The sequence below is a fragment of the Burkholderia sp. BCC1638 genome, from assembly GCF_902833195.1.
GTDB lineage: Bacteria > Pseudomonadota > Gammaproteobacteria > Burkholderiales > Burkholderiaceae > Burkholderia > Burkholderia diffusa.
In genome coordinates this window covers 15,116-34,228 of sequence record NZ_CADFEC010000033.1, presented here as the reverse complement: position 1 = coordinate 34,228, position 19,113 = coordinate 15,116, and the positions used below count along the sequence as shown (strand labels likewise).

14 protein-coding genes are annotated in these 19,113 nt (G+C 66.9%); 11 read left to right on the top strand and 3 right to left on the bottom strand.

Annotation, left to right across the window (positions count from 1 at the left end):
* Positions 1 to 198: 198 nt before the first annotated feature.
* The 9 genes from HWX22_RS27035 (at position 199) to HWX22_RS26995 (ending at position 12,203) form a co-directional block, all read left to right on the top strand.
* The gene (locus HWX22_RS27035) at positions 199 to 3,978 is read left to right on the top strand and encodes a nitrate reductase subunit alpha (RefSeq protein ID WP_175916742.1); all 3,780 of its coding nucleotides are present in this window, start codon (positions 199 to 201) and stop codon (positions 3,976 to 3,978) included.
* Entirely contained in the window at positions 3,975 to 5,504 is a 1,530-nt protein-coding gene (gene narH / locus HWX22_RS27030; RefSeq protein ID WP_175916741.1) for a nitrate reductase subunit beta, read from the top strand. The genes HWX22_RS27035 and narH overlap by 4 nt, the downstream gene beginning before the upstream one ends.
* Positions 5,501 to 6,196: a nitrate reductase molybdenum cofactor assembly chaperone gene (gene narJ / locus HWX22_RS27025; protein WP_175916740.1), complete on the top strand. Its 696-nt coding sequence runs from the start codon at positions 5,501 to 5,503 to the stop codon at positions 6,194 to 6,196. Before narH ends, narJ begins: the two co-directional genes overlap by 4 nt.
* A 24-nt stretch (positions 6,197 to 6,220) precedes the next feature.
* Complete coding sequence (gene narI, locus HWX22_RS27020) at positions 6,221 to 6,904, top strand: respiratory nitrate reductase subunit gamma (protein ID WP_175910156.1); 684 nt, start codon at positions 6,221 to 6,223, stop codon at positions 6,902 to 6,904.
* A gap of 9 nt (positions 6,905 to 6,913) precedes the next feature.
* Entirely contained in the window at positions 6,914 to 7,702 is a 789-nt protein-coding gene (locus tag HWX22_RS27015; RefSeq protein ID WP_175916739.1) for a peptidylprolyl isomerase, read from the top strand.
* A 15-nt stretch (positions 7,703 to 7,717) separates the two neighbouring features.
* Positions 7,718 to 8,983 carry a nitrate/nitrite transporter gene (locus HWX22_RS27010; RefSeq protein WP_175916738.1) on the top strand — a complete coding sequence of 422 codons (1,266 nt, stop codon included), beginning with the start codon at positions 7,718 to 7,720 and terminating at the stop codon, positions 8,981 to 8,983.
* A 98-nt stretch (positions 8,984 to 9,081) separates the two neighbouring features.
* Positions 9,082 to 10,818, top strand: a complete 1,737-nt coding sequence (locus tag HWX22_RS27005; RefSeq protein WP_175916737.1) for a site-specific integrase — start codon at positions 9,082 to 9,084, stop codon at positions 10,816 to 10,818.
* Positions 10,819 to 10,908: 90 nt separating this feature from the next.
* Positions 10,909 to 11,232, top strand: a complete 324-nt coding sequence (locus tag HWX22_RS27000; protein ID WP_175910148.1) for a TfoX/Sxy family protein — start codon at positions 10,909 to 10,911, stop codon at positions 11,230 to 11,232.
* Between the two features lie 59 nt (positions 11,233 to 11,291).
* Positions 11,292 to 12,203: a hypothetical protein gene (locus HWX22_RS26995; RefSeq protein ID WP_175916736.1), complete on the top strand. Its 912-nt coding sequence runs from the start codon at positions 11,292 to 11,294 to the stop codon at positions 12,201 to 12,203.
* A gap of 31 nt (positions 12,204 to 12,234) precedes the next feature.
* On the opposite strand, the gene HWX22_RS26990 is transcribed toward HWX22_RS26995, so the two are convergent.
* Positions 12,235 to 13,383, bottom strand: coding sequence for a branched-chain amino acid ABC transporter substrate-binding protein (locus HWX22_RS26990; protein ID WP_175916735.1), 1,149 nt, complete (start codon positions 13,381 to 13,383; stop codon positions 12,235 to 12,237).
* Between the two features lie 36 nt (positions 13,384 to 13,419).
* On the bottom strand, positions 13,420 to 14,649 hold the full coding sequence (locus HWX22_RS26985; protein ID WP_175916734.1) for an FAD-dependent oxidoreductase: 1,230 nt from the start codon (positions 14,647 to 14,649) through the stop codon (positions 13,420 to 13,422).
* Positions 14,650 to 14,880: 231 nt separating this feature from the next.
* Here HWX22_RS26985 and HWX22_RS26980 point away from each other — a divergent pair, with 231 nt between their 5' ends.
* Positions 14,881 to 16,293: a PLP-dependent aminotransferase family protein gene (locus HWX22_RS26980; RefSeq protein WP_175916733.1), complete on the top strand. Its 1,413-nt coding sequence runs from the start codon at positions 14,881 to 14,883 to the stop codon at positions 16,291 to 16,293.
* A 681-nt stretch (positions 16,294 to 16,974) separates the two neighbouring features.
* Positions 16,975 to 18,399 carry a PLP-dependent aminotransferase family protein gene (locus tag HWX22_RS26975; RefSeq protein ID WP_175916732.1) on the top strand — a complete coding sequence of 475 codons (1,425 nt, stop codon included), beginning with the start codon at positions 16,975 to 16,977 and terminating at the stop codon, positions 18,397 to 18,399.
* A gap of 58 nt (positions 18,400 to 18,457) precedes the next feature.
* Here HWX22_RS26975 and HWX22_RS26970 read toward each other — a convergent pair whose 3' ends face one another.
* The gene (locus HWX22_RS26970) at positions 18,458 to 19,075 is read right to left on the bottom strand and encodes a LysE family transporter (RefSeq protein WP_175916757.1); all 618 of its coding nucleotides are present in this window, start codon (positions 19,073 to 19,075) and stop codon (positions 18,458 to 18,460) included.
* Positions 19,076 to 19,113: the final 38 nt, after the last annotated feature.

Genomic DNA, 19,113 nt, shown 5'->3' with positions numbered 1-19,113 from the left:
ACCGACGCGTACCAGGGCGGCGATATCGTGATTTGTATCAAGTCGTGATATGTCGATCCGAAAGAGAATTCATTCGACCCGGACGCAAGGGATGGAAGCGAACGCAACGAGTCGAATGCCGATCGTCCTTTACATCCGGGATTTCACCTCCTTAAATATTCAGGGTCTGCCAAAAGACCAGAAAAAAACGAGATCCCCATGAGCCATTTCCTGGATAGATTGCGTTATTTCTCCACCACGAGGCCAACCTTCTCCGACGGACACGGCGCCGTCACGGACGAGGACCGCAAATGGGAAGACGGCTATCGGCTGCGCTGGCAGCACGACAAGATCGTCCGTTCGACCCACGGCGTGAACTGCACGGGTTCGTGCTCGTGGAAGGTCTATGTGAAAGGCGGGATCGTCACCTGGGAAACCCAGCAGACCGACTACCCGCGCACGCGCCCCGACATGCCGAACCACGAACCGCGCGGCTGCTCGCGCGGCGCTTCGTACTCCTGGTATCTGTATAGCGCGAACCGTCTCAAGCATCCGATGGTGCGCAGCGCGCTGGTGAAGCTGTGGCGCGAACGCCGCCGCACGCTCGCGCCGGTCGACGCATGGCGCTCGATCGTCGAGGACGACGACGCGCGGCGCTCGTACCAGCGCCGGCGCGGGCTTGGCGGCTTCGTGCGCGCGAGCTGGGACGAGGTCAACGAGATAGTTGCGGCCGCAAACGTTTACACGGTCGAGCGGCACGGCCCTGATCGCGTGGTCGGCTTCTCGCCGATCCCGGCGATGTCGATGGTGTCGTATGCGGCGGGCTCGCGGTACCTGTCGCTGATCGGCGGCGTGTGCCTGAGCTTCTACGACTGGTATTGCGACCTGCCGCCCGCGTCGCCGCAGACCTGGGGCGAGCAGACCGACGTGCCGGAATCGGCCGACTGGTACAACTCGACGTTCATCATGATGTGGGGCTCCAACGTCCCGCAGACCCGCACGCCCGACGCGCACTTCCTCGTCGAGGCGCGCTATCGCGGCACCAAGGTCGTGTCGGTGTTCCCCGATTACTCGGAAGGCGCGAAGTTCGGCGATCTGTGGCTGCATCCGAAGCAGGGCACCGACGCGGCGCTCGCGCTCGCGATGGGTCACGTGATCCTGAAGGAGTTCCACCTCGCGGGTAAAAGCGACTATTTCATCGACTACTGCAAGCGCTATACCGACATGCCGGCGCTCGTGCGCCTCGTGCCGCACGGCGACGGCTACGTGCCCGAGCGCCTCGTGCGTGCGTCCGATTTCGACGATGCGCTCGACGAGGCCGCGCATCCGGAGTGGAAGACCGTGATGATCGACGACGCGACCGGCGAATTCGTCGTGCCGGTGGGCTCGATCGGCTTCCGCTGGGGGCAGCAGACCAAGGACGGATCGAGCGACAAGGGCAAGTGGAACCTGCGCGACGAGACGTCGAAGGGCGCGGCGCTGTCGCCGCGGCTGTCCTGCACGGCCGAGCACGACGACGTGGTCGACGTGCTGTTTCCGTACTTCGGCAACCAGCCGCACGCGCATTTCAACTCGACGCAGCACGGCTCCGAGCTGTCGCGCCGGATCGGCGTGCGGCGCGTGGCGACGCGCGACGGCGAGATGCTGGTCGCGACCGTCTACGACCTGTTCGTCGCGAACTACGGGCTCGACCAGGGGCTGGGCGGCCGCGACGTGGCCGCGAGCTACGACGACGATCTTCCGTATACACCGGCGTGGCAGGAAACGATCACGGGCGTGAAGCGTGCGGACGTGATCTCGGTCGCGCGGCAGTTCGCGGAGAACGCGCACAAGACGCAAGGCAAGTCGATGGTGATCATCGGCGCGGGGATCAACCACTGGTTCCACATGGACATGTCGTACCGCGCGATCATCAACATGCTGATCATGTGCGGATGCGTCGGCAAGCCGGGCGGCGGCTGGTCGCATTACGTGGGCCAGGAGAAGCTGCGTCCGCAGACGGGCTGGACCGCGCTCGCGTTCGCGCTCGACTGGAACCGCCCGCCGCGGCACATGAACGCGACGTCGTTCTTCTACGCGCAAACCGATCAGTGGCGCTACGACACGATGGACCCGGGCGCGCTGCTGTCGCCGCTCGCGGACAAGACGCAGTTCCACGGTTCGCCGATCGACTACAACGTGCGCGCCGAACGGATGGGCTGGCTGCCGTCCGCGCCGCAACTCGCGGTCAATCCGCTGAAGGTCGGCGCAAGTCTCGGCGACCCCGCGCAGGCGGGCGCCGATGTCGCGCGGCAACTGAAGGCCGGCATGCTGCGGATGGCGTGCGAGGACCCGGATTCCCCCGACAACTTCCCGCGCAATCTGTTCGTGTGGCGTTCGAACCTGCTCGGTTCGTCGGGCAAGGGTCACGAGTACTTCCTGAAGCATCTGCTCGGCACGACCAACGGCGTGCAGGGCGACGACCTCGGCGCGACGGGCGGCGCGCGCCCCGAGGAAGTGAAGTGGCGCGACGAAGCGCCGCGCGGCAAGCTCGACCTGCTCGTCACGCTCGACTTCCGGATGTCGACCACCTGCATGTATTCGGACGTCGTGCTGCCGACCGCGACGTGGTACGAGAAGGACGACATGAACACGTCCGACATGCACCCGTTCATCCATCCGCTGTCGGCCGCGGTCGATCCCGCGTGGGAATCGAAGAGCGACTGGGAGATCTTCAAGGGGATCGCGAAGCGCTTCTCCGAGCTGTGCGACGGGCATCTCGGTGTCGAACGCGACGTCGTGCTCGCGCCGATCGCGCACGATACGCCGGGCGAACTCGCGCAGCCGTTCGACGTGCAGGACTGGAAGCGCGGCGAATGCGAGCCGGTGCCGGGCCGCACGATGCCGGCGGTGATCGCCGTCGAGCGCGATTATCCGAACACCTATGCGCGCTTCACGTCGCTCGGCCCGCTGATGGACAAGCTCGGCAACGCGGGCAAGGGCATCGGCTGGGACACGAAGGACGAAGTGAGGCTGCTGGGCGCACTCAACTACACAGTCGCTCATGGCGCCGCGCAGGGGCGCCCGCGCATCGACACCGCACTCGACGCAGCCGAGGTGATTCTCGCGCTCGCGCCGGAAACCAACGGCGAAGTCGCTGTGAAGGCATGGCGCGCGCTGTCGGGCATCACCGGCATCGACCACACGCACCTGGCCGCCGCGCGCGAGGACGAGAAGATCCGTTTCCGCGACATCCAGGCGCAACCGCGCAAGATCATCTCGTCGCCGACGTGGAGCGGGATTGAATCCGAACATGTGTCGTACAACGCCGGTTACGTGAACGTGCACGAGCTGGTGCCGTGGCGCACGCTGACGGGCCGTCAGCAGCTGTACCAGGATCACGCGTGGATGCGCGCGTTCGGCGAGTCGCTGTGCGTGTACAAGCCGCCGATCGACACGGGCAGCTACGAACACATGGTCGGCAAGCGCCCGAACGGCAACCCCGAGCGCGTGCTGAACTTCCTGACACCGCACCAGAAGTGGGGGATCCACAGCACGTACACGGACAACCTGCTGATGCTGACGCTGTCGCGCGGCGGCCCGATCGTGTGGATGTCGGAGGACGACGCGAAGGCGATCGGCGCCGTCGATAACGACTGGATCGAGTGCTACAACTCGAACGGCGCATTGTGCGCGCGGGCGGTCGTGAGTCAGCGGATTCCGTCCGGGATGGTGATGATGTACCACGCGCAGGAAAAGATCGTGAACACGCCGGGCTCCGAGATCACCGGCACGCGCGGCGGCATTCACAACTCGGTCACGCGCATCGCGCTGAAGCCGACCCACATGATCGGCGGCTACGCGCAGCTGTCGTACGGCTTCAACTATTACGGCACGGTCGGCTCGAATCGCGACGAGTTCCTGATCGTGCGGAAGATGAGCAAGATCGACTGGCTCGACGGCGAGGAACCCGCGGTCGACCCGACAACACAGGCCGTACGGGATGGAGAAACGTCATGAAGGTACGCGCACAGATCGCGATGGTGCTGAACCTCGACAAGTGCATCGGGTGCCATACCTGCTCGGTGACCTGCAAAAACGTGTGGACCAGCCGCGAAGGGATGGAGTACGCGTGGTTCAACAACGTCGAGACGAAGCCGGGCATCGGCTATCCGAAGGACTGGGAGAACCAGGAGCGCTGGCGCGGCGGCTGGCAGCGCCGTGCGGACGGCAGGATCGAGCCGCGTCTGGGCGGCAAGTGGCGGCTGCTCGCACAGATTTTCGCGAACCCGCACCTGCCCGAGATCGACGATTACTACGAGCCGTTCACGTTCGACTACGGCCATCTTCAGGACGCGGGCAACACGCGCGCGATGCCTGTCGCGCGACCGCGTTCGCTGATCAGCGGCCAGCGGCTCGAGAAGATCGAGTGGGGCCCGAACTGGGAGGAAATCCTCGGCGGCGAGTTCGAGAAGCGCGCGAAGGACACCAACTTCGAGTCGGTGCAGAAGGAGATCTACGGACAGTTCGAGAACACCTTCATGATGTACCTGCCGCGCCTTTGCGAGCACTGCCTGAATCCGGCGTGCGTCGCGTCGTGTCCGTCGGGCTCGATCTACAAGCGCGAGGAAGACGGCATCGTGCTGATCGACCAGGACAAGTGCCGCGGCTGGCGCATGTGCGTGTCGGGTTGCCCGTACAAGAAGATCTACTACAACTGGCAAAGCGGCAAGGCCGAGAAGTGCATCTTCTGCTATCCGCGCATCGAGGCCGGCCAGCCGACCGTGTGTTCGGAAACCTGCGTGGGCCGCATCCGCTACCTCGGCGTGCTGCTGTACGACGCCGACAGGATCAGTGAAGCCGCGAGCGCGGAGAACGAGCAGGACCTGTATGAAGCGCAGCTGTCGCTGTTTCTCGATCCGGAGGACCCGGCCGTGATCGCGCAGGCCGAGCGCGACGGCGTGCCGGCCGCGTGGCTCGACGCCGCGCGCCGCTCGCCGACCTACAAGATGGCGATCGACTGGAAGATCGCGTTCCCGCTGCATCCGGAATACCGGACGTTGCCGATGGTCTGGTACGTGCCGCCGCTGTCGCCGATCAACTCGGCCGCGAACAGCGGCGCGCTCGGGATGAACGGCTACCTGCCGGACGTCGAATCGCTGCGCATTCCGCTGCGTTATCTGGCGAACCTGCTGACGGCCGGCGACGAGGCGCCCGTGAAGCTCGCGCTCGAGCGGCTGCTCGCGATGCGCGCGTTCATGCGCGCGCGTCACGTCGACGGCATCGATGCGCGCGGGGTGCTCGACCAGGTCGGTCTGTCGCTCGCGCAGGTCGAGGAGATGTACCGCTATCTCGCGATCGCGAATTACGAGGATCGCTTCGTGATCCCGACGACGCACCGCGAGTATGCGGAGAATGCATACGACCTGCGCGCGTCGTGCGGCTTCTCGTTCGGCAATGGCTGTTCCGACGGCCGTTCGGAGGGCAGCCTGTTCAGTCCGAAGAAGGGCACGAAAACCATTCCGATCCACGAGGCGTCCCGATGAGCACCGCATCCGATCCGACCTATGCCGCGTTCGCGGCGCTGCTCGACTATCCCGACGAAGCGTTCATCCACGTGCTCGATTCGATCGAAGCTCACCTGCGCGAAAACGTGCGCGTACCGAGGGCGGTGCGCGCGGGCCTCGACCGCTTCTTCGCCTACGTGCGCGAGCGCGACCTGTTGACGTTGCAGGAGAACTACGTCGCGCTGTTCGATCGCGGCCGCGCGACGTCGCTGCACCTGTTCGAGCACGTGCACGGCGAATCGCGCGACCGCGGGCAGGCGATGGTCGACCTGCTGCAGATGTACGAGCGGCATGGGCTGACGTTGAATCTGGGCGAGCTGCCCGACTACCTGCCCGTGTTCCTCGAATATCTGTCGCGGTTGCCGGCGGCCGATGCGCGCAACCTGCTCGGCGAGACCGGCGAGATCCTGCGCGCGCTGGCCGGCCAACTCGCGCAGCGCGGCAGTCATTACAGCTTCGTCGTCGGCGCGCTGCTGCCGATGGCAGGCCTCGCGCCGGTCGACGCGCCGGCTGCCGCGGACGACGACGTCGCCGCCGAGCGGCCGAGTGCCGACGACTACCGCGCGCTCGACGCGTCGTATGCGGACGAGGCGGTGCGCTTCGTCGGCGCGGCAACGCCGGCCGAGCAGACGGTGCGGTTCCACGACAAGCGGCCGGCCCGCGGCGCGTAAGCGCGGACCCAACTGGGGAAAGACATGAACGCTTATTTGCATCAGTTCCTGTTCGGGATCTACCCGTACATCTGTCTCGCTGTGCTGCTGGTCGGCAGCCTGATCCGCTTCGACCGCGAGCAGTACACGTGGAAGAGCGATTCGTCGCAGCTTTTGCGCCACGGCATGCTGCGGCTCGGCAGCAACCTGTTCCACTGGGGCGTGCTGGTCGTCGTGCTCGGGCACTTCGGCGGCTTCCTCGCGCCGCACTGGCTCGTGTCGCCGTTCCTGTCGGCGTCCGGGCACCAGCTCGTCGCGATGGTGGCGGGCGGTGCGGCCGGCGTCGCGGCGATCATCGGGCTGACGATCCTGATCTGGCGACGCCTCGGCGACCCGCGCATCCGCAAGAACAGTCGCAAGTCCGACATCCTGATCGTGCTGATGCTGTGGGTGCAGCTCGCGCTCGGGCTCGGCACCGTCGTGCTGTCGACGCGCCACATGGACGGCGTGATGTTCGAGCAGCTCACCGACTACGTGAAGGGCGTCGTCACGTTCAGGCCGGACATCGCGAGTCTGCTGGCCGGCGTGCCGCTGACGTACCGGCTGCATATCCTGCTGGGCTTCACGATCTTTCTCGTGTCGCCGTTCACGCGGATGGTGCACATCTGGAGCGGCATCGCGTCGGTCGCGTACCTGATCCGTCCGTACCAGCTCGTGCGCAAGCGCTGAGGAGGCCACATGAACGACGTATTCTCCGAAGTCGCGACGGTACCGCTGACGATCAACGGCATTGCGATCGACGACGCGGCCATCGCGGCCGAGGCCGCGCATCACGGCGACGCGCCCGATCCGCTCGACGCGGCACGGCATGCGCTCGCGGTGCGCGAATTGCTGCGGCAGCGCGCGGTGTCGCTCGCGCTGATCGACGCAGGCGCGCCGCTCGACGACGCGGCGGTCGACGCATTGCTCGAACGCGAGCTGACGCACGTGCCCGAACCGGATCGCGCCGATTGCGAGCGCTATTACGCGCAGCATCCGGCGCGCTTTCGCCGCAACGACATCGTGTATGCGAGCCACGTGCTGTTCGCGGTGACCGACCGCGTGCCGCTCGCCCCGCTGCGGCAGCGCGCGGAACGTGCGCTCGCCGACGTGGTGGCCGCGCCCGATACGTTCGAAGCGGTCGCGCGCGCGTCGTCGAACTGTCCGTCGGCGCAAGTCGGCGGGAGCCTCGGGCAGCTCCTGCGCGGCGACACCGTGCCGGAATTCGAGGCCGCGCTGTTCGACACGGACGGGCTCGGCGTGCTGCCGAAACTCGTCAATACCCGCTTCGGCTTCCACATCGTGCGCATCGAGCGCCGCGTGCCGGGCGACGTGGTGCCGTTCGACGAGGCCGCCGGCCAGATCGCCGCGTACCTGTCGGAACGCGTGCGGCAGCGGGCGATGCGGCAGTACGTGGCGATACTCGCGAGCGGCGCGCGGGTCGAAGGCGTGACCTTCGACGGCGCGAACGGGCCGCTCGTCCAATGAAACGAGGTTTTTCGTATGGCAACTCAACAAGGTAACGTTGGCCTGGACGCGGACACGCAGGCCATCCCGCTGCGCGCGTGGTCGGTGCTGGCCGCGAGCACGCTCGCGTTCATGGTGTGTTTCGTCGTGTGGATGATGTTCGGCGTGCTCGGTGTGCAACTGCGCACCGATCTCGGCCTGAACAGCACGGAATTCGGGCTGCTCACTGCGACGCCCGTGCTGACCGGCGCGCTGATGCGCTTGCCGCTCGGTACGTGGACCGACCGCTTCGGCGGCCGCATGGTGATGACGGTGCTGCTCGTCGTATGCGCGATTCCCGTCTACATCGTCAGCTATGCGACGCAGCTCTGGCAGTTCCTCGTGATCGGGCTGTTCCTCGGCTGCGTCGGCGCGTCGTTCGCGGTCGGCACGCCGTACGTCGCACGCTTCTTCCCACCGAAGCGGCGCGGGCTCGCGATGGGCGTGTTCGGTGCGGGCACGTGCGGCGCGGCGGTCAACCTGTTCGTCACGCCGCTGCTGCTGTCCGCTTACGGCTGGCGTTTCGTGCCGCGCGTCTACGCGGTTGCATTGCTCGTCACGGCGGCGATCTTCTGGGTCGCGTCGGCGCCGGATCCGGGGGCGGGCAAACGGGGCGGATCGATGCTCGACGCGTTCAAGGTGCTGCGCGATCCGCGCGTGTGGCGGCTCTGCCAGTACTACTCGATCACGTTCGGCGGCTTCACCGCGCTGTCGCTGTGGATCCCGCAGTACCTGAAAAGCGAATACGGGATGTCGCTCGTGATGGCCTCCGCGTTCGCGGCCGGCTTCTCGCTGCCGGGCTCCGTGCTGCGCGCGCTCGGCGGCGCGCTGTCCGACCGCTTCGGCGCGCATGCGGTCACCTGGTGGGGGCTGTGGGTCGCATGGATCTGCCTGTTCCTGCTGTCGTATCCGGCGACCGACTTCGTGATTCACACGATCGACGGCACCGCGTCGCTGAATCTGTCGATGCCGGTGGCAGGCTTCGTCGCGCTGACCTTCGTGCTCGGTGCGGTGTTCGCGTTCGGGATGGCGTCGACCTTCAAGTACGTCGCCGACGATTTCCCGGACAACATGGGCGTCGTCACGGGCATCGTCGGCCTCGCGGGCGGGCTCGGCGGCTTCCTGCTGCCGATCCTGTTCGGCCTGCTGCTCGACCTGCTGCGCGTGCGCACGACCTGCTTCATGTTCCTGTACGGGATCGTGTGGGTGTCGCTGATCCTGATCTATCTGTCCGAGGTGCGGCGCACGCCCGTGACGGGCTGAGCGTTCGTGTGCGATGCCGGTAGCCGCCGGCGTCGCGCACGCATCTTGCAGCGCGCCGGGCGTTTTCGAGCGTCCGCAGTTCTGTCAAACTGGCGCCCATGACACCGCGCCTCGCCTTACCGCCTTCCTCCGATTCCTCACCTGCGCCCGCGGGCTATCCCGACGCCGACGAACTGGCCGCGCTGCGTGCGTGGTACGCGGGCATGACCGTGCGTCAGGCGGTCGAACGCTATCTGCCCGACCGGCTCGGCGAACGGCGGTCGGCGCGCGGTGTGATCGGCGGAATTCGTCGCCGCCTCGTGCGCGTCGCGCGGCAGGTCGGGCGACCCGATCTCGCGGAGCAGCTCGCGCATGCAGACAGCGCGCGCGTCCAGATGGCGAAGGCCGCGACCGATGTGATCGGCCTGCTGCGCCATGCGCGTGCGCCGGTGCCGCAGATCAGCGATGACATCGGCTTGTGGCTGCCCGCACGCGCGGTCGTCGCGCTGCGTGCGCACGGGATCGCGACGCTGGCCGACCTGACCGTGCGGATTCCGCGGCGGCGTCAGTGGTGGCGCGCAATAGCGGGGCTCGGCATGGCGAGCGCGCGGCATATCGAGGCGTTCTTTTCCGCGCATCCGGACCTGACCGAGCGGGCGCGCGCGCTGATCGCGGCGACGCCGCGCAGCGCCATCGTGCCGTGGGAGCAACTGAAGCTGCCGCACGAGGTCGACGGGTCGGCCGGCACGTTCCGCGCGCCGCGCGCGACCAGCACGCTCGACGCGGACAACGATTACGCCGCAGTGCACGCTTGGCTGTCGCTGCACGAATCGGCCGCGACGCGCCGCGCGTACCGCAAGGAGGCCGAGCGCCTGATCCTGTGGGCGATCGTCGAGCGCGGGCGCGCGCTGTCGTCGCTGACCACCGAGGATGCGGTCGCGTATCGCGCGTTCCTGCGCAACCCGACGCCGCACGAACGCTGGATCGGCCCGGTGCGGCCGCGCGGCGCGCCGGACTGGCGGCCGTTTTCGGGCGGATTGTCCGCGCGTTCGGCCGCGTACACGCTGTCGGTCCTCGGCGCGCTGTTCCGCTGGCTGATCGAGCAGCGCTATCTGCTCGCGAATCCGTTCGCGGGCGTCAAGGTGCGCGATACGCGCGGCGCGAATGCGCTGGACACGTCGCATGCGTTCACCGAAGGCGAGTGGCTGCTCGTGCGCACGATCGCGGACGGGCTCGAGTTTCGCAAGAGCAAGCCGTCCGGCGCACCGCAGTCCGGCTGGGCGCCGGCGGCCGCGCAACGGCTGCGCTTCATCCTCGATTTCGGCTATGCGACCGGGCTGCGTGCGAGCGAACTGGTCGGCGCGACGCTCGGCGACATCGAAACGGACGCGCACGGCGATGCGTGGCTGAAAGTGATCGGCAAGGGCAGCAAGGCCGCGCGCGTCGCGCTGCCGCCGCTCGCGCGCACGGCGCTCGATCGTCATCTGGTCGCGCGGCGGCTGCCGGTGACGCCGGTGCGCTGGCGGCCGGATACGCCGCTGATTCCGAGCCTTGCGGAAGACGGGGCGGCCGGGATCACGAGCGTGCGGCTGTGGAAGGTGATGCAGCGTTTCTTCACGCAGACGGCCGCGCTCGTCGATGACGACAACCCCGCGCTCGCGCAGAAGCTGCGCCAGGCGAGCCCGCACTGGATGCGTCATACGCATGCGACGCATGCGCTCGCGCGCGGCGCGGAGCTGACGACGGTGCGCGACAACCTGCGGCATGCGTCGATCTCGACGACGTCGATCTATCTGCACGGGGACGACGTGAAGCGGGCGCGGCAGATGTCGAGTGCGTTTTCGGCTGACAAATGAGCACGGCGCACGCGTGATCGCATGAGATTTGAACGGAACGGCACCGCGTCGGTGACGGTCAGAAGGGTTATTCGGTAACGGAGCGGATGGATGGCATCGAGTCAGGGAACCGTCGATTTCGTCGTCGAGCAGATGGCTGCGGCGGGCGCCGTGTCGGCGCGCAAGATGTTCGGCGAATACGGCATCTACTGCGACGGCAAGATGGTCGCGCTGGTGTGCGACGACCGGTTGTTCGTCAAGCCGACGCCTGACGGGCGTGCGTTTCTCGGCACCTGTGACGAAGCGCCACCGTATCCGACGGCGAAACCGCATCTCGTCATCGGAGGCGAGCGCTGGGACGACCGCGAATGGCTGTCGACGCTGATCCGGATCACTGCCGCGCAACTGCCGGTGCCGGTGAAGCGGAGTCGATAGCGGTCGGCGTATTCTGTGAACCATGTGCGCGACCACCGCGCCCCCGCTGGAGCACAAGAATGGAGACATCCCAACATCCGCCAACACCGCGCTACGCGCGCCGCGCATGGCATGCGCTCGTCGCGGCCGTGTGCCTCGGCTGGAGCGCGCTGTCGTTCGGCGCGGACGGCGCGGCGGCGCTGCTCGACCGCTATCACAGCCTCGGCGAGCAACTGAAGAACAACTCGTTCCATCGCCCGCTGTACCTCGAATCGTCCGAGGCGTCTTCGTCGCTGAAGGGCGACATCTATGCCGTCGTCGACTATCCGTTCTCCGTCGTGAACGGCAAGCTCAACGACCCCGCGCAAGGCCCCGCGAACTGGTGCGCGATGCTGATCCTGCACCTGAACACGAAGTACTGTCGTGCGTCGACCGGCAGCGACGGCCCGGTGCTCGACGTGAACCTCGGCCGCAAGATCGAACAGAAGCTGTCGGATACCTATCGCGTGCAGTTCCGCTACCGCGTGGCCGCCGCGACACTCGACTATTTCCAGGTCGACCTGGCTGCCGACAGCGGCCCGATGGGCACGAAGGACTACCGGATCGTGCTGGAAGCGGTGCCGGTCGGCGGATCGCGCACGTTCCTGCACCTCACGTATTCGTACGGCTTCGGCACGGTCGGCCGCATGGCGATGAAGACCTACCTCTCGACGGTCGGCAGCGACAAGGTCGGGTTCACGGCAGCCAGCGGCGCATCGGCGGCGCAGCCGCAGTACATCGGCGGCGTGCGCGGATTGCTGGAGCGCAACACGATGCGCTACTACCTCGCGATCGACACGTACCTCGCGACGCTCGACAAGCCGCTCGACCAGCGCCTTGCGCGCTGGTTCGACGCGACCGAGCAGTATCCGAAGCAACTGCACGAAGTCGAGCGCGGCGCGTATCTGCAGATGAAAGCGCAGGAGGTGCAGCGGCAACAGGCGGCGCGATGACGCCGCCCGCTGCCGGGCTGCCCGGCGTCGATCAGTTCGACGCGCCGCCGACCGTGCGAATGCTGTGCCACTGCCCCTGTTCGACGCGGAACAGCGTGTAGGGCGGCTTGATCAGGTCGCCGCGCTCGTCGAACGAGATCTTCCCCGTCACGCCCGTCACCGACACGCCGGGCAGGCTCGCGACGACCTTGCCGCGGTCGACCGAATCCGCCTTGCGGACCGCCGCGATCATCGCGAGCGCCGCGTCGTACGCGAACGGCGCATACAGCTCGACATCCTGGTTGAAGCGCGCCTTGTAACGCTGCGCGAACGCGATGGCGGACGGCAATTTGTCGAGCGCCGGGCCCGGCTCGAGATCCTGCGTGCCTTCGCCCGCGTTGCCGGCGATCTTCAGGAATGCATTGCTTTTCAACGCGCCGGCGCCGAACAGTTGCGCGCGGATGCCGAGCGAGCGCATCTGCTTGACGAGCATCGCGCCCTGTTCGTCGAGGCCGCCGAAGAACAGCAGGTCAACGTTGTTGCTCTTCATCGTCGTCAGGATGCCGCGGAAATCGACGGCCTTGTCGTTCGTGTATTCGCGGCCGACGATGCTGCCGTGTGCGTCCTTCACGCCTTTCTCGAATGCGTCGGCAAGCCCCTGGCCGAAGGCGGTGCGGTCGTCGATGATGCCGATGCGCTTCGCCTTCAGCTGCTCGACCGCGAAACGGCCGGCGACCACGCCGCCGACACCGTCGTGCCCCATCGTGCGGAACACGTTCTTGAAGCCCTGCATCGTCAGTTGCGGATTGGTCGAGCCGGGCGTGATCATCGCGACGTTTGCCTGCTTGTAGACGGCCGACGCGGGGATGCTGCAGCCCGAGTTGTAGTGGCCGATCACGCCGACCACGCCGTCGTCGACGAGCTTCTGCCCGACCTGGATCGCGATGCGTGGATCGGCCTGATCGTCCTGCACGTCGAGCACGAAGCGCACCGGCTTGCCGCCGATGGTCGGGTGTTTCGCGTTCTCCTCGTCGAGTGCGAGTTGCGCGCCGTATTGGAGATCCTTGCCGACGCGCGCGACCGGCCCCGTCAACGGGCCGGCGAAGCCGATCTTGACGGTTTCCGGGTCGGCGCCGTATGCGGAAGCGGCCGTGCCGAGCGAACAGACGGCCAGCCATGCCAGCCAGTTACGACGATTCATGATGCCTCCTTGCAGTGGTGGAAATCGTGGCGCGCGTCAGAATCGCGCGGCCCGGTATGGCGTGAGATCCAGCGGCGGCGCGCGTTGCGCGACGAGATCGGCGACGATCCGCCCGGTGATGCCGGCGAGCGTGACGCCGAGATGCTGGTGGCCGAATGCGTGGATCACGCGCTCGCTGCGCCGTGCGCGGCCGATCACCGGCACGCCGTCCGGCAGCGTGGGCCGAAAGCCGAGCCAGCTTCGCGTCGGCGCGCCGAGCGACGGCAGCGCCTCGCGCGCGGAACGCGTGAGCAGCGCGACCAGCGAGCGGTTCATGCCGGCGTCGAAGCCGCCGAGTTCGACGGTGCCGGCCGCGCGCAATCCTTCGTCGAGCGGCGTCATGTAGAACCCGCGCTCGGCCCAGCCGACCGGCCGCGTGACAATCTGCTCATGCGCGGCGAACTGCACGTGGTAGCCGCGCTCGGTATCGAGCGGCACGGTGTCGCCGCACGCGGCGGCGAATGCGCGCGAGCGGGCGCCAGCGGCAATCACCACATGATCGAAGGGACGCACCGCACCGCCTGCATGAAGGTTCACGCCGTCGCCGACGGGCTCGATCCGGTCGACCTGCGTGCGTTCGAGCGTCGCGCCGCCGGTTGCCAGATGCGCGAACAGTTCGCCGAGAAACCCGCACGGGTCGGAGAAATGCCAGCTTCCGTGGAACAGCACGCCGCGCGTGAAGATCGGCGCGAGCGCGGGCTCGAGCCGGCGGATCGCGTCCGCGTCGAGCGTGTCGAACGGCACGCCGAGCCGGCGCCGCAGTGCGAGCGACGGTTGCGCCGCGTCAAACGACGCCTGCCGTGCATACAAGTACAGGCATTCGCGCGGCCGGACGAATGCCGCGAGCCGCGACGGGGCGAGCAGCGGCGCATAGCCGTCGGCGGCGCGCGACAGCAGCGCGGCCAGCGCGTTCGCGCTGCGCGCGTGGTGCGCCGGCGTCGACGCGACGAGGAACCGCGCGAGCCACGGCGCGCCGCGCAGCAGGTATGGCCAGCGGATGCGCAGCGGGCTGTCTGCGGCGAACAGGAAGTGCGGCATGTCGCGGAACACGGACGGGCCGTTCACCGGCACGCAGCCATACGGCGCGAACGTTGCGGCGTTGCCGAACGACGCACCGTGCCCCACGCCGGCCGGATCGAACAGCGTGACGCGGTGCCCGTCGCGCTGCAGCCATGCCGCCGCGCCGAGCCCGATGAAGCCTGCACCCACGATGGCGATGTCCGCCATGACGCCTCTCCTTCACCGCACCTGATTCACACAAAGATGGGATCAAGAATCACACAGTAAATTTTTGTGTGCAATCAAAAAGAGATTGTGTGGTGCTAGCGTTTACCCGATTTCAACTGACTGATTCGACTGACCTTTCGGCAGATGGTTGACCTGAAGGGGATGTCATATACAATCGCTGGACGGATTTAGACGGCAGACAAACGTTTTTTGTGTGGGTGCGAACGATACATGGCAGCAGACAAACTTTCCGGAGCGCGCGACGATGATGGGCCGGCGCAGGCAAAGCGGCCGACCTATGTCGAGGTATCGAGTTCGATCGAGGCGGAAATCCGCAACGGCATGTACCCGCCAGGCAGCCGTCTGCCGCCGCAGCGCCAACTCGCGACCGAGCTCGGCATCAACGTGTCGACCGTGTCGCGCGCCTATAAGGAACTGCAGCTGCGTGGCCTCGTGATCGGCAGCAAGCGGCGCGGTTCGCTCGTCACCGGCGGCGCGATGCCGAGCATCGAGCCGGCCCGTGCGTCGCTCGCGGCGGGCAGCGGGGTGATCGACCTGACGGTGAACCGGCCGGCGACCGGCGAATTCCTGGCGAGTCTCGCGCAGACGTTCGGCACCTTGGCGGCCGATCCGCGTTTCGCGTCGCTGCAGGAATACCAGCCGCCGCAAGGCCCCGACTGGGCGCGCGCCGCGGGCGCGCAGTGGCTTGCCGCGCCGGGCTTCACGCCGTCGCGTGACCAGGTGGTCGTGACGAGCGGCGCGCAGCATGGGCTCTACGCGGTGCTGAACAGCCTGATCGGCACCGACGGCGTGATCGTCGCCGACCGGCTCACGTATTACGGGCTGAAGGCGCTCGCGCCGGTGTTCCAGTTCGAGATCGTCAGTGCGCCGGCCGACGACGACGGCCTGCTGCCCGACGAGATCGAGCGGATCTGCCAGCGCATGCCCGTCAAGGCGATCTTCGTCGTGCCGAACCTGCAGAACCCGACCGTGACAACGATGAGCCTCGCGCGCCGCATGGCGCTCGTCGACGTCGCGCGCCGCCATCACGTGACGATCATCGAGGACGACGTGTACGGGCCGCTCGTGCGCGACCGGCTGCCGGCAATCGCGGGGCTGTGTCCCGAGCTCACGTTCCATATCGGCGCGACGTCGAAGATTCTCGCCCCCGGGCTGCGTCTCGGCTACCTGAGCTGCCCGCGCGACAGCGTCGCGTTGTGCGCGGAAGCGGTGCGCACCACCGCGTGGATGCCCGCGCCGACGTCGATGCTGATCGCGACATTGTGGATCGAGAACGGCACCGCCGAGCGGATCATGAGCGCGCAGTTGGCCGAGATCCGCGCGCGCGTCGATCTTGCGCGGGAACTGCTGCCGGCCGGTCACCTGAAGTCGGACCCCGCGTGCATGTTCGTGTGGCTGCGGCTGCCGCAGCCGTGGCGTGCCGACGACTTCGCCGCGAACGCGAAGGCGCGCGGCGTGATCGTGATGCCGTCGTCGACGTTTGCGGTCGATCGCGCGGAAATCGAGCACGGCGTGCGCATCAACCTCGCGTGCCCGGCGACGCGTGACGAACTCGTGAACGGGCTGCGGATTCTGGCCGGCACGCTGAAGGACCGGCCGCGCGCGCTGTTCGGGTCGATCTGACGCGCGCCGCGTGCGCCGGCAACCTTGCGGCAGCGCTTCGTCCAAGGTCGCCACGGCGCCGCGCGCAGCGGCGAAGGCTGCCGGCTCGCTTCCCGTATCGGGCAGACGGGCGTCGATGCTCGCACCGGGCACAGGCGAACAGCCGCACCGCGTCGCTCCACCGGACAGCGTCCGCATTTCACCCCAAGCGCTTCATCGGTCGACTTGCTGACGCCCGTGCGGCACGCCCCGTCGCTCTGGTGTCATGTTCCTGGCGGTACAGCTCGGGCCGCCTCGACCTTTTCCTGTCAGGCCGGCCGGACATGACCAGCCAGCGCCGACAGCGCTGCGCGTCACGTCGCACGGGTCTCCGATCGCCGCTCCCCGCACCAAATTCGTAAGACGTACAGTTCGCCCGAAGTCGCGAATTCGCGCCGAACTGTACTCTTATGTGCATATCCGATGTGTGTGCTCCGTCTCAACTGTTCTGCTCTTACGATTCCATCATCAAGTGCACAGTGCCGCAGGCCCAGACATCACGGGCCTGACGGCGCATCTTCAAAAGCGAGCCACGACGATGGAAAAGGCAAAACCGGAGGGAGCAATCAGGCATCACGACAGCCCGGTCGGCGGGCGGCACATGCGCGGATCGGGCGTGCGCGGGGCGGCGGCGCGCAGGCGCAGGCCGGCGGGGAGCACGCGATGAAGCTCTACGAAAAACTCGCGGACGACATCGAACGCCTGATCCGCCAGGGCGTGTACCGGCACGGCGACCGGATTCCGTCGGTGCGGCAGGCGAGCCAGCAGCACCGGATCAGCATCACGACCGTGCTGCACGCCTATCTGCTGCTCGAAAGCCGGGGAATGCTGGAAAGCCGTCCGCAGTCGGGCTACTTCGTGAACCTGCGGCGCGACGACAACCACGCGCCGGTGCGCGAACTGCGGCCGTCGAAGCCGATCGCGATTTCGTCGTCGGTCGACATGAGCCGGCTCGTGCTGTCGACGTTGCGCTCGATCGGCACCGACGACGCGGTGCCGCTCGGTTCGCCGTATCCGGACCCGAGCCTCTTTCCGTTCGAGAAGCTGAACCGCTACGCGTATGCGGCCGGCCGGGACAAGTCGCTGTGGGGCGTGACCGACGGGCTGCCGCCCGGCCATCCGCGTCTGATCCGGCAGATCGCACGACGCTACCTGGAAAACGGGATGTCGGTCGATCCGAACGAGATCATCGTGACGGTCGGCGCGACCGAGGCGATCAACCTGTGCCTGCAGGCGGTCGCGAAACCGGGTGACACGATCGCGGTCGAGTCGCCGACGTTCTACGCGATGCTGCACGCGATCGAGCGGATGGGGATGAAGGCGATCGAGGTCGCGACGCATCCGGAATACGGGATCGATATCGCCGCGCTGGCAGCGATTGCAAAGTCGCAGCCGATCGCCGCGTGCATGGTGATGCCGAATTTCCAGAATCCGCTGGGCTTCCAGATGCCCGACGAGCGCAAGCGCGAACTGGTGGAATTCGCGACCCGCGTCGACATGCCGCTCATCGAGAACGGTGTGTATAACGAACTGTATTTCGGCGAGTCGCATCCGAGCGCGCTGAAGTCCTACGATCGCAACGGGATCGTGCTGCATTGCGCATCGTTCTCGAAGAGCCTGACGGCGGCTTACCGGGTCGGCTGGGCGCTGCCGGGCCGCTATCGCGATCAGGTCGAGAAGCTGAAGTTCCTGAACACGCTGGCCACGCCGTCGCTGCCGCAGCTCGCGATCGCCGAGTTTCTCGAACGCGACGGCTACGAGCATCACCTGCGACGCTTGCGCAAGGCATATGCACAGCAGGCGAACCTGATGCGCGCGATGGTGTCGCGATTCTTCCCGGAAGGCACGCGCATCTCGAGCCCGGCCGGCGGCTACGTGCTGTGGGTCGAGTTGCCGGTGCAGGTCGACGCGATGCGGCTGTATCAGCTCGCGCTGGAGCAGGGAATCACGATCGGCCCCGGCTACATGTTCTCGATCACCGACAACTACCGGAACTTCATCCGGCTGAACTACAGCAGCCCGTGGTCGTCGGAGATCGAGCAGGCGGTGATCGCGGTCGGGAAGCTCGCGGCGTCGTGCATGCGATGAAGCGACGGCCGGTGCGCGTCGCATGCACCGGCCCGGATGACGTCGCGCGGCGTGATGCTCAGCGACTGCCGCGCGCAACGGCCAGCAAGATCCCGAAGCCGACGAGCAGAACGCCAAAGGTGCGGTCGATCCAGTGACGTAAGGACAGCAAACGATCGCGGACGGCCTGGGCGGAGAAGCAGACGGCCACCAGGCTGAACCAGCCCGCATGCGCCAGCGCGATGAACAGGCCGTAGCCGATCTGCACGATCAATGGCGTGTCGGGGCGTACGGCCTGCATGAACAGGCTGACGATGAACACGGTGGTTTTCGGATTCAGCGCGTTGGTCAGGAAACCGGTGCGCAGAGCGGCCAGATCGGACAGCGGCGCGGCATGCGTTGCGGGCTGTCCGTCAGCGGGCCTGGTCGTGAGCATCCTTGCGCCGAGGTAGATCAGGTAGATCGCGCCGACGAGCTTGACGGCATTGAAGAGCCACAGGGATTGACGGATCAGCAGGCCTACGCCGAGCAACGTATAGCTCACGTGTACCGTCACGCCCAGCCCGATCCCGCATGCGGTGAGCAAGCCCGACCGGCGCGACAGCATCAGGCTGTTGCGCGTGACCATCGCGAAATCGGGCCCGGGGCTGATGACCGCGAGCAACGTGATGGTGACTACGACTATCCATTCCGTCATTGCATCGTCCTTTTTATTTTCACCATGATGCTCCAATA

What these genes read in the sequence shown, in the direction of transcription:
- narJ (WP_175916740.1), top strand. Translation starts at nt 5,501, where the DNA reads ATGAGCACCGCATCCGATCCGACCTATGCCGCGTTCGCGGCGCTGCTC.
- HWX22_RS26970 (WP_175916757.1), bottom strand. Translation starts at nt 19,075, where the DNA reads ATGACGGAATGGATAGTCGTAGTCACCATCACGTTGCTCGCGGTCATC.
- HWX22_RS26980 (WP_175916733.1), top strand. Translation starts at nt 14,881, where the DNA reads ATGGCAGCAGACAAACTTTCCGGAGCGCGCGACGATGATGGGCCGGCG.
- HWX22_RS27015 (WP_175916739.1), top strand. Translation starts at nt 6,914, where the DNA reads ATGAACGACGTATTCTCCGAAGTCGCGACGGTACCGCTGACGATCAAC.
- HWX22_RS26975 (WP_175916732.1), top strand. Translation starts at nt 16,975, where the DNA reads ATGAAGCTCTACGAAAAACTCGCGGACGACATCGAACGCCTGATCCGC.
- narH (WP_175916741.1), top strand. Translation starts at nt 3,975, where the DNA reads ATGAAGGTACGCGCACAGATCGCGATGGTGCTGAACCTCGACAAGTGC.
- narI (WP_175910156.1), top strand. Translation starts at nt 6,221, where the DNA reads ATGAACGCTTATTTGCATCAGTTCCTGTTCGGGATCTACCCGTACATC.
- HWX22_RS26990 (WP_175916735.1), bottom strand. Translation starts at nt 13,383, where the DNA reads ATGAATCGTCGTAACTGGCTGGCATGGCTGGCCGTCTGTTCGCTCGGC.
- HWX22_RS27035 (WP_175916742.1), top strand. Translation starts at nt 199, where the DNA reads ATGAGCCATTTCCTGGATAGATTGCGTTATTTCTCCACCACGAGGCCA.
- HWX22_RS27005 (WP_175916737.1), top strand. Translation starts at nt 9,082, where the DNA reads ATGACACCGCGCCTCGCCTTACCGCCTTCCTCCGATTCCTCACCTGCG.
- HWX22_RS26995 (WP_175916736.1), top strand. Translation starts at nt 11,292, where the DNA reads ATGGAGACATCCCAACATCCGCCAACACCGCGCTACGCGCGCCGCGCA.
- HWX22_RS27010 (WP_175916738.1), top strand. Translation starts at nt 7,718, where the DNA reads ATGGCAACTCAACAAGGTAACGTTGGCCTGGACGCGGACACGCAGGCC.
- HWX22_RS27000 (WP_175910148.1), top strand. Translation starts at nt 10,909, where the DNA reads ATGGCATCGAGTCAGGGAACCGTCGATTTCGTCGTCGAGCAGATGGCT.
- HWX22_RS26985 (WP_175916734.1), bottom strand. Translation starts at nt 14,649, where the DNA reads ATGGCGGACATCGCCATCGTGGGTGCAGGCTTCATCGGGCTCGGCGCG.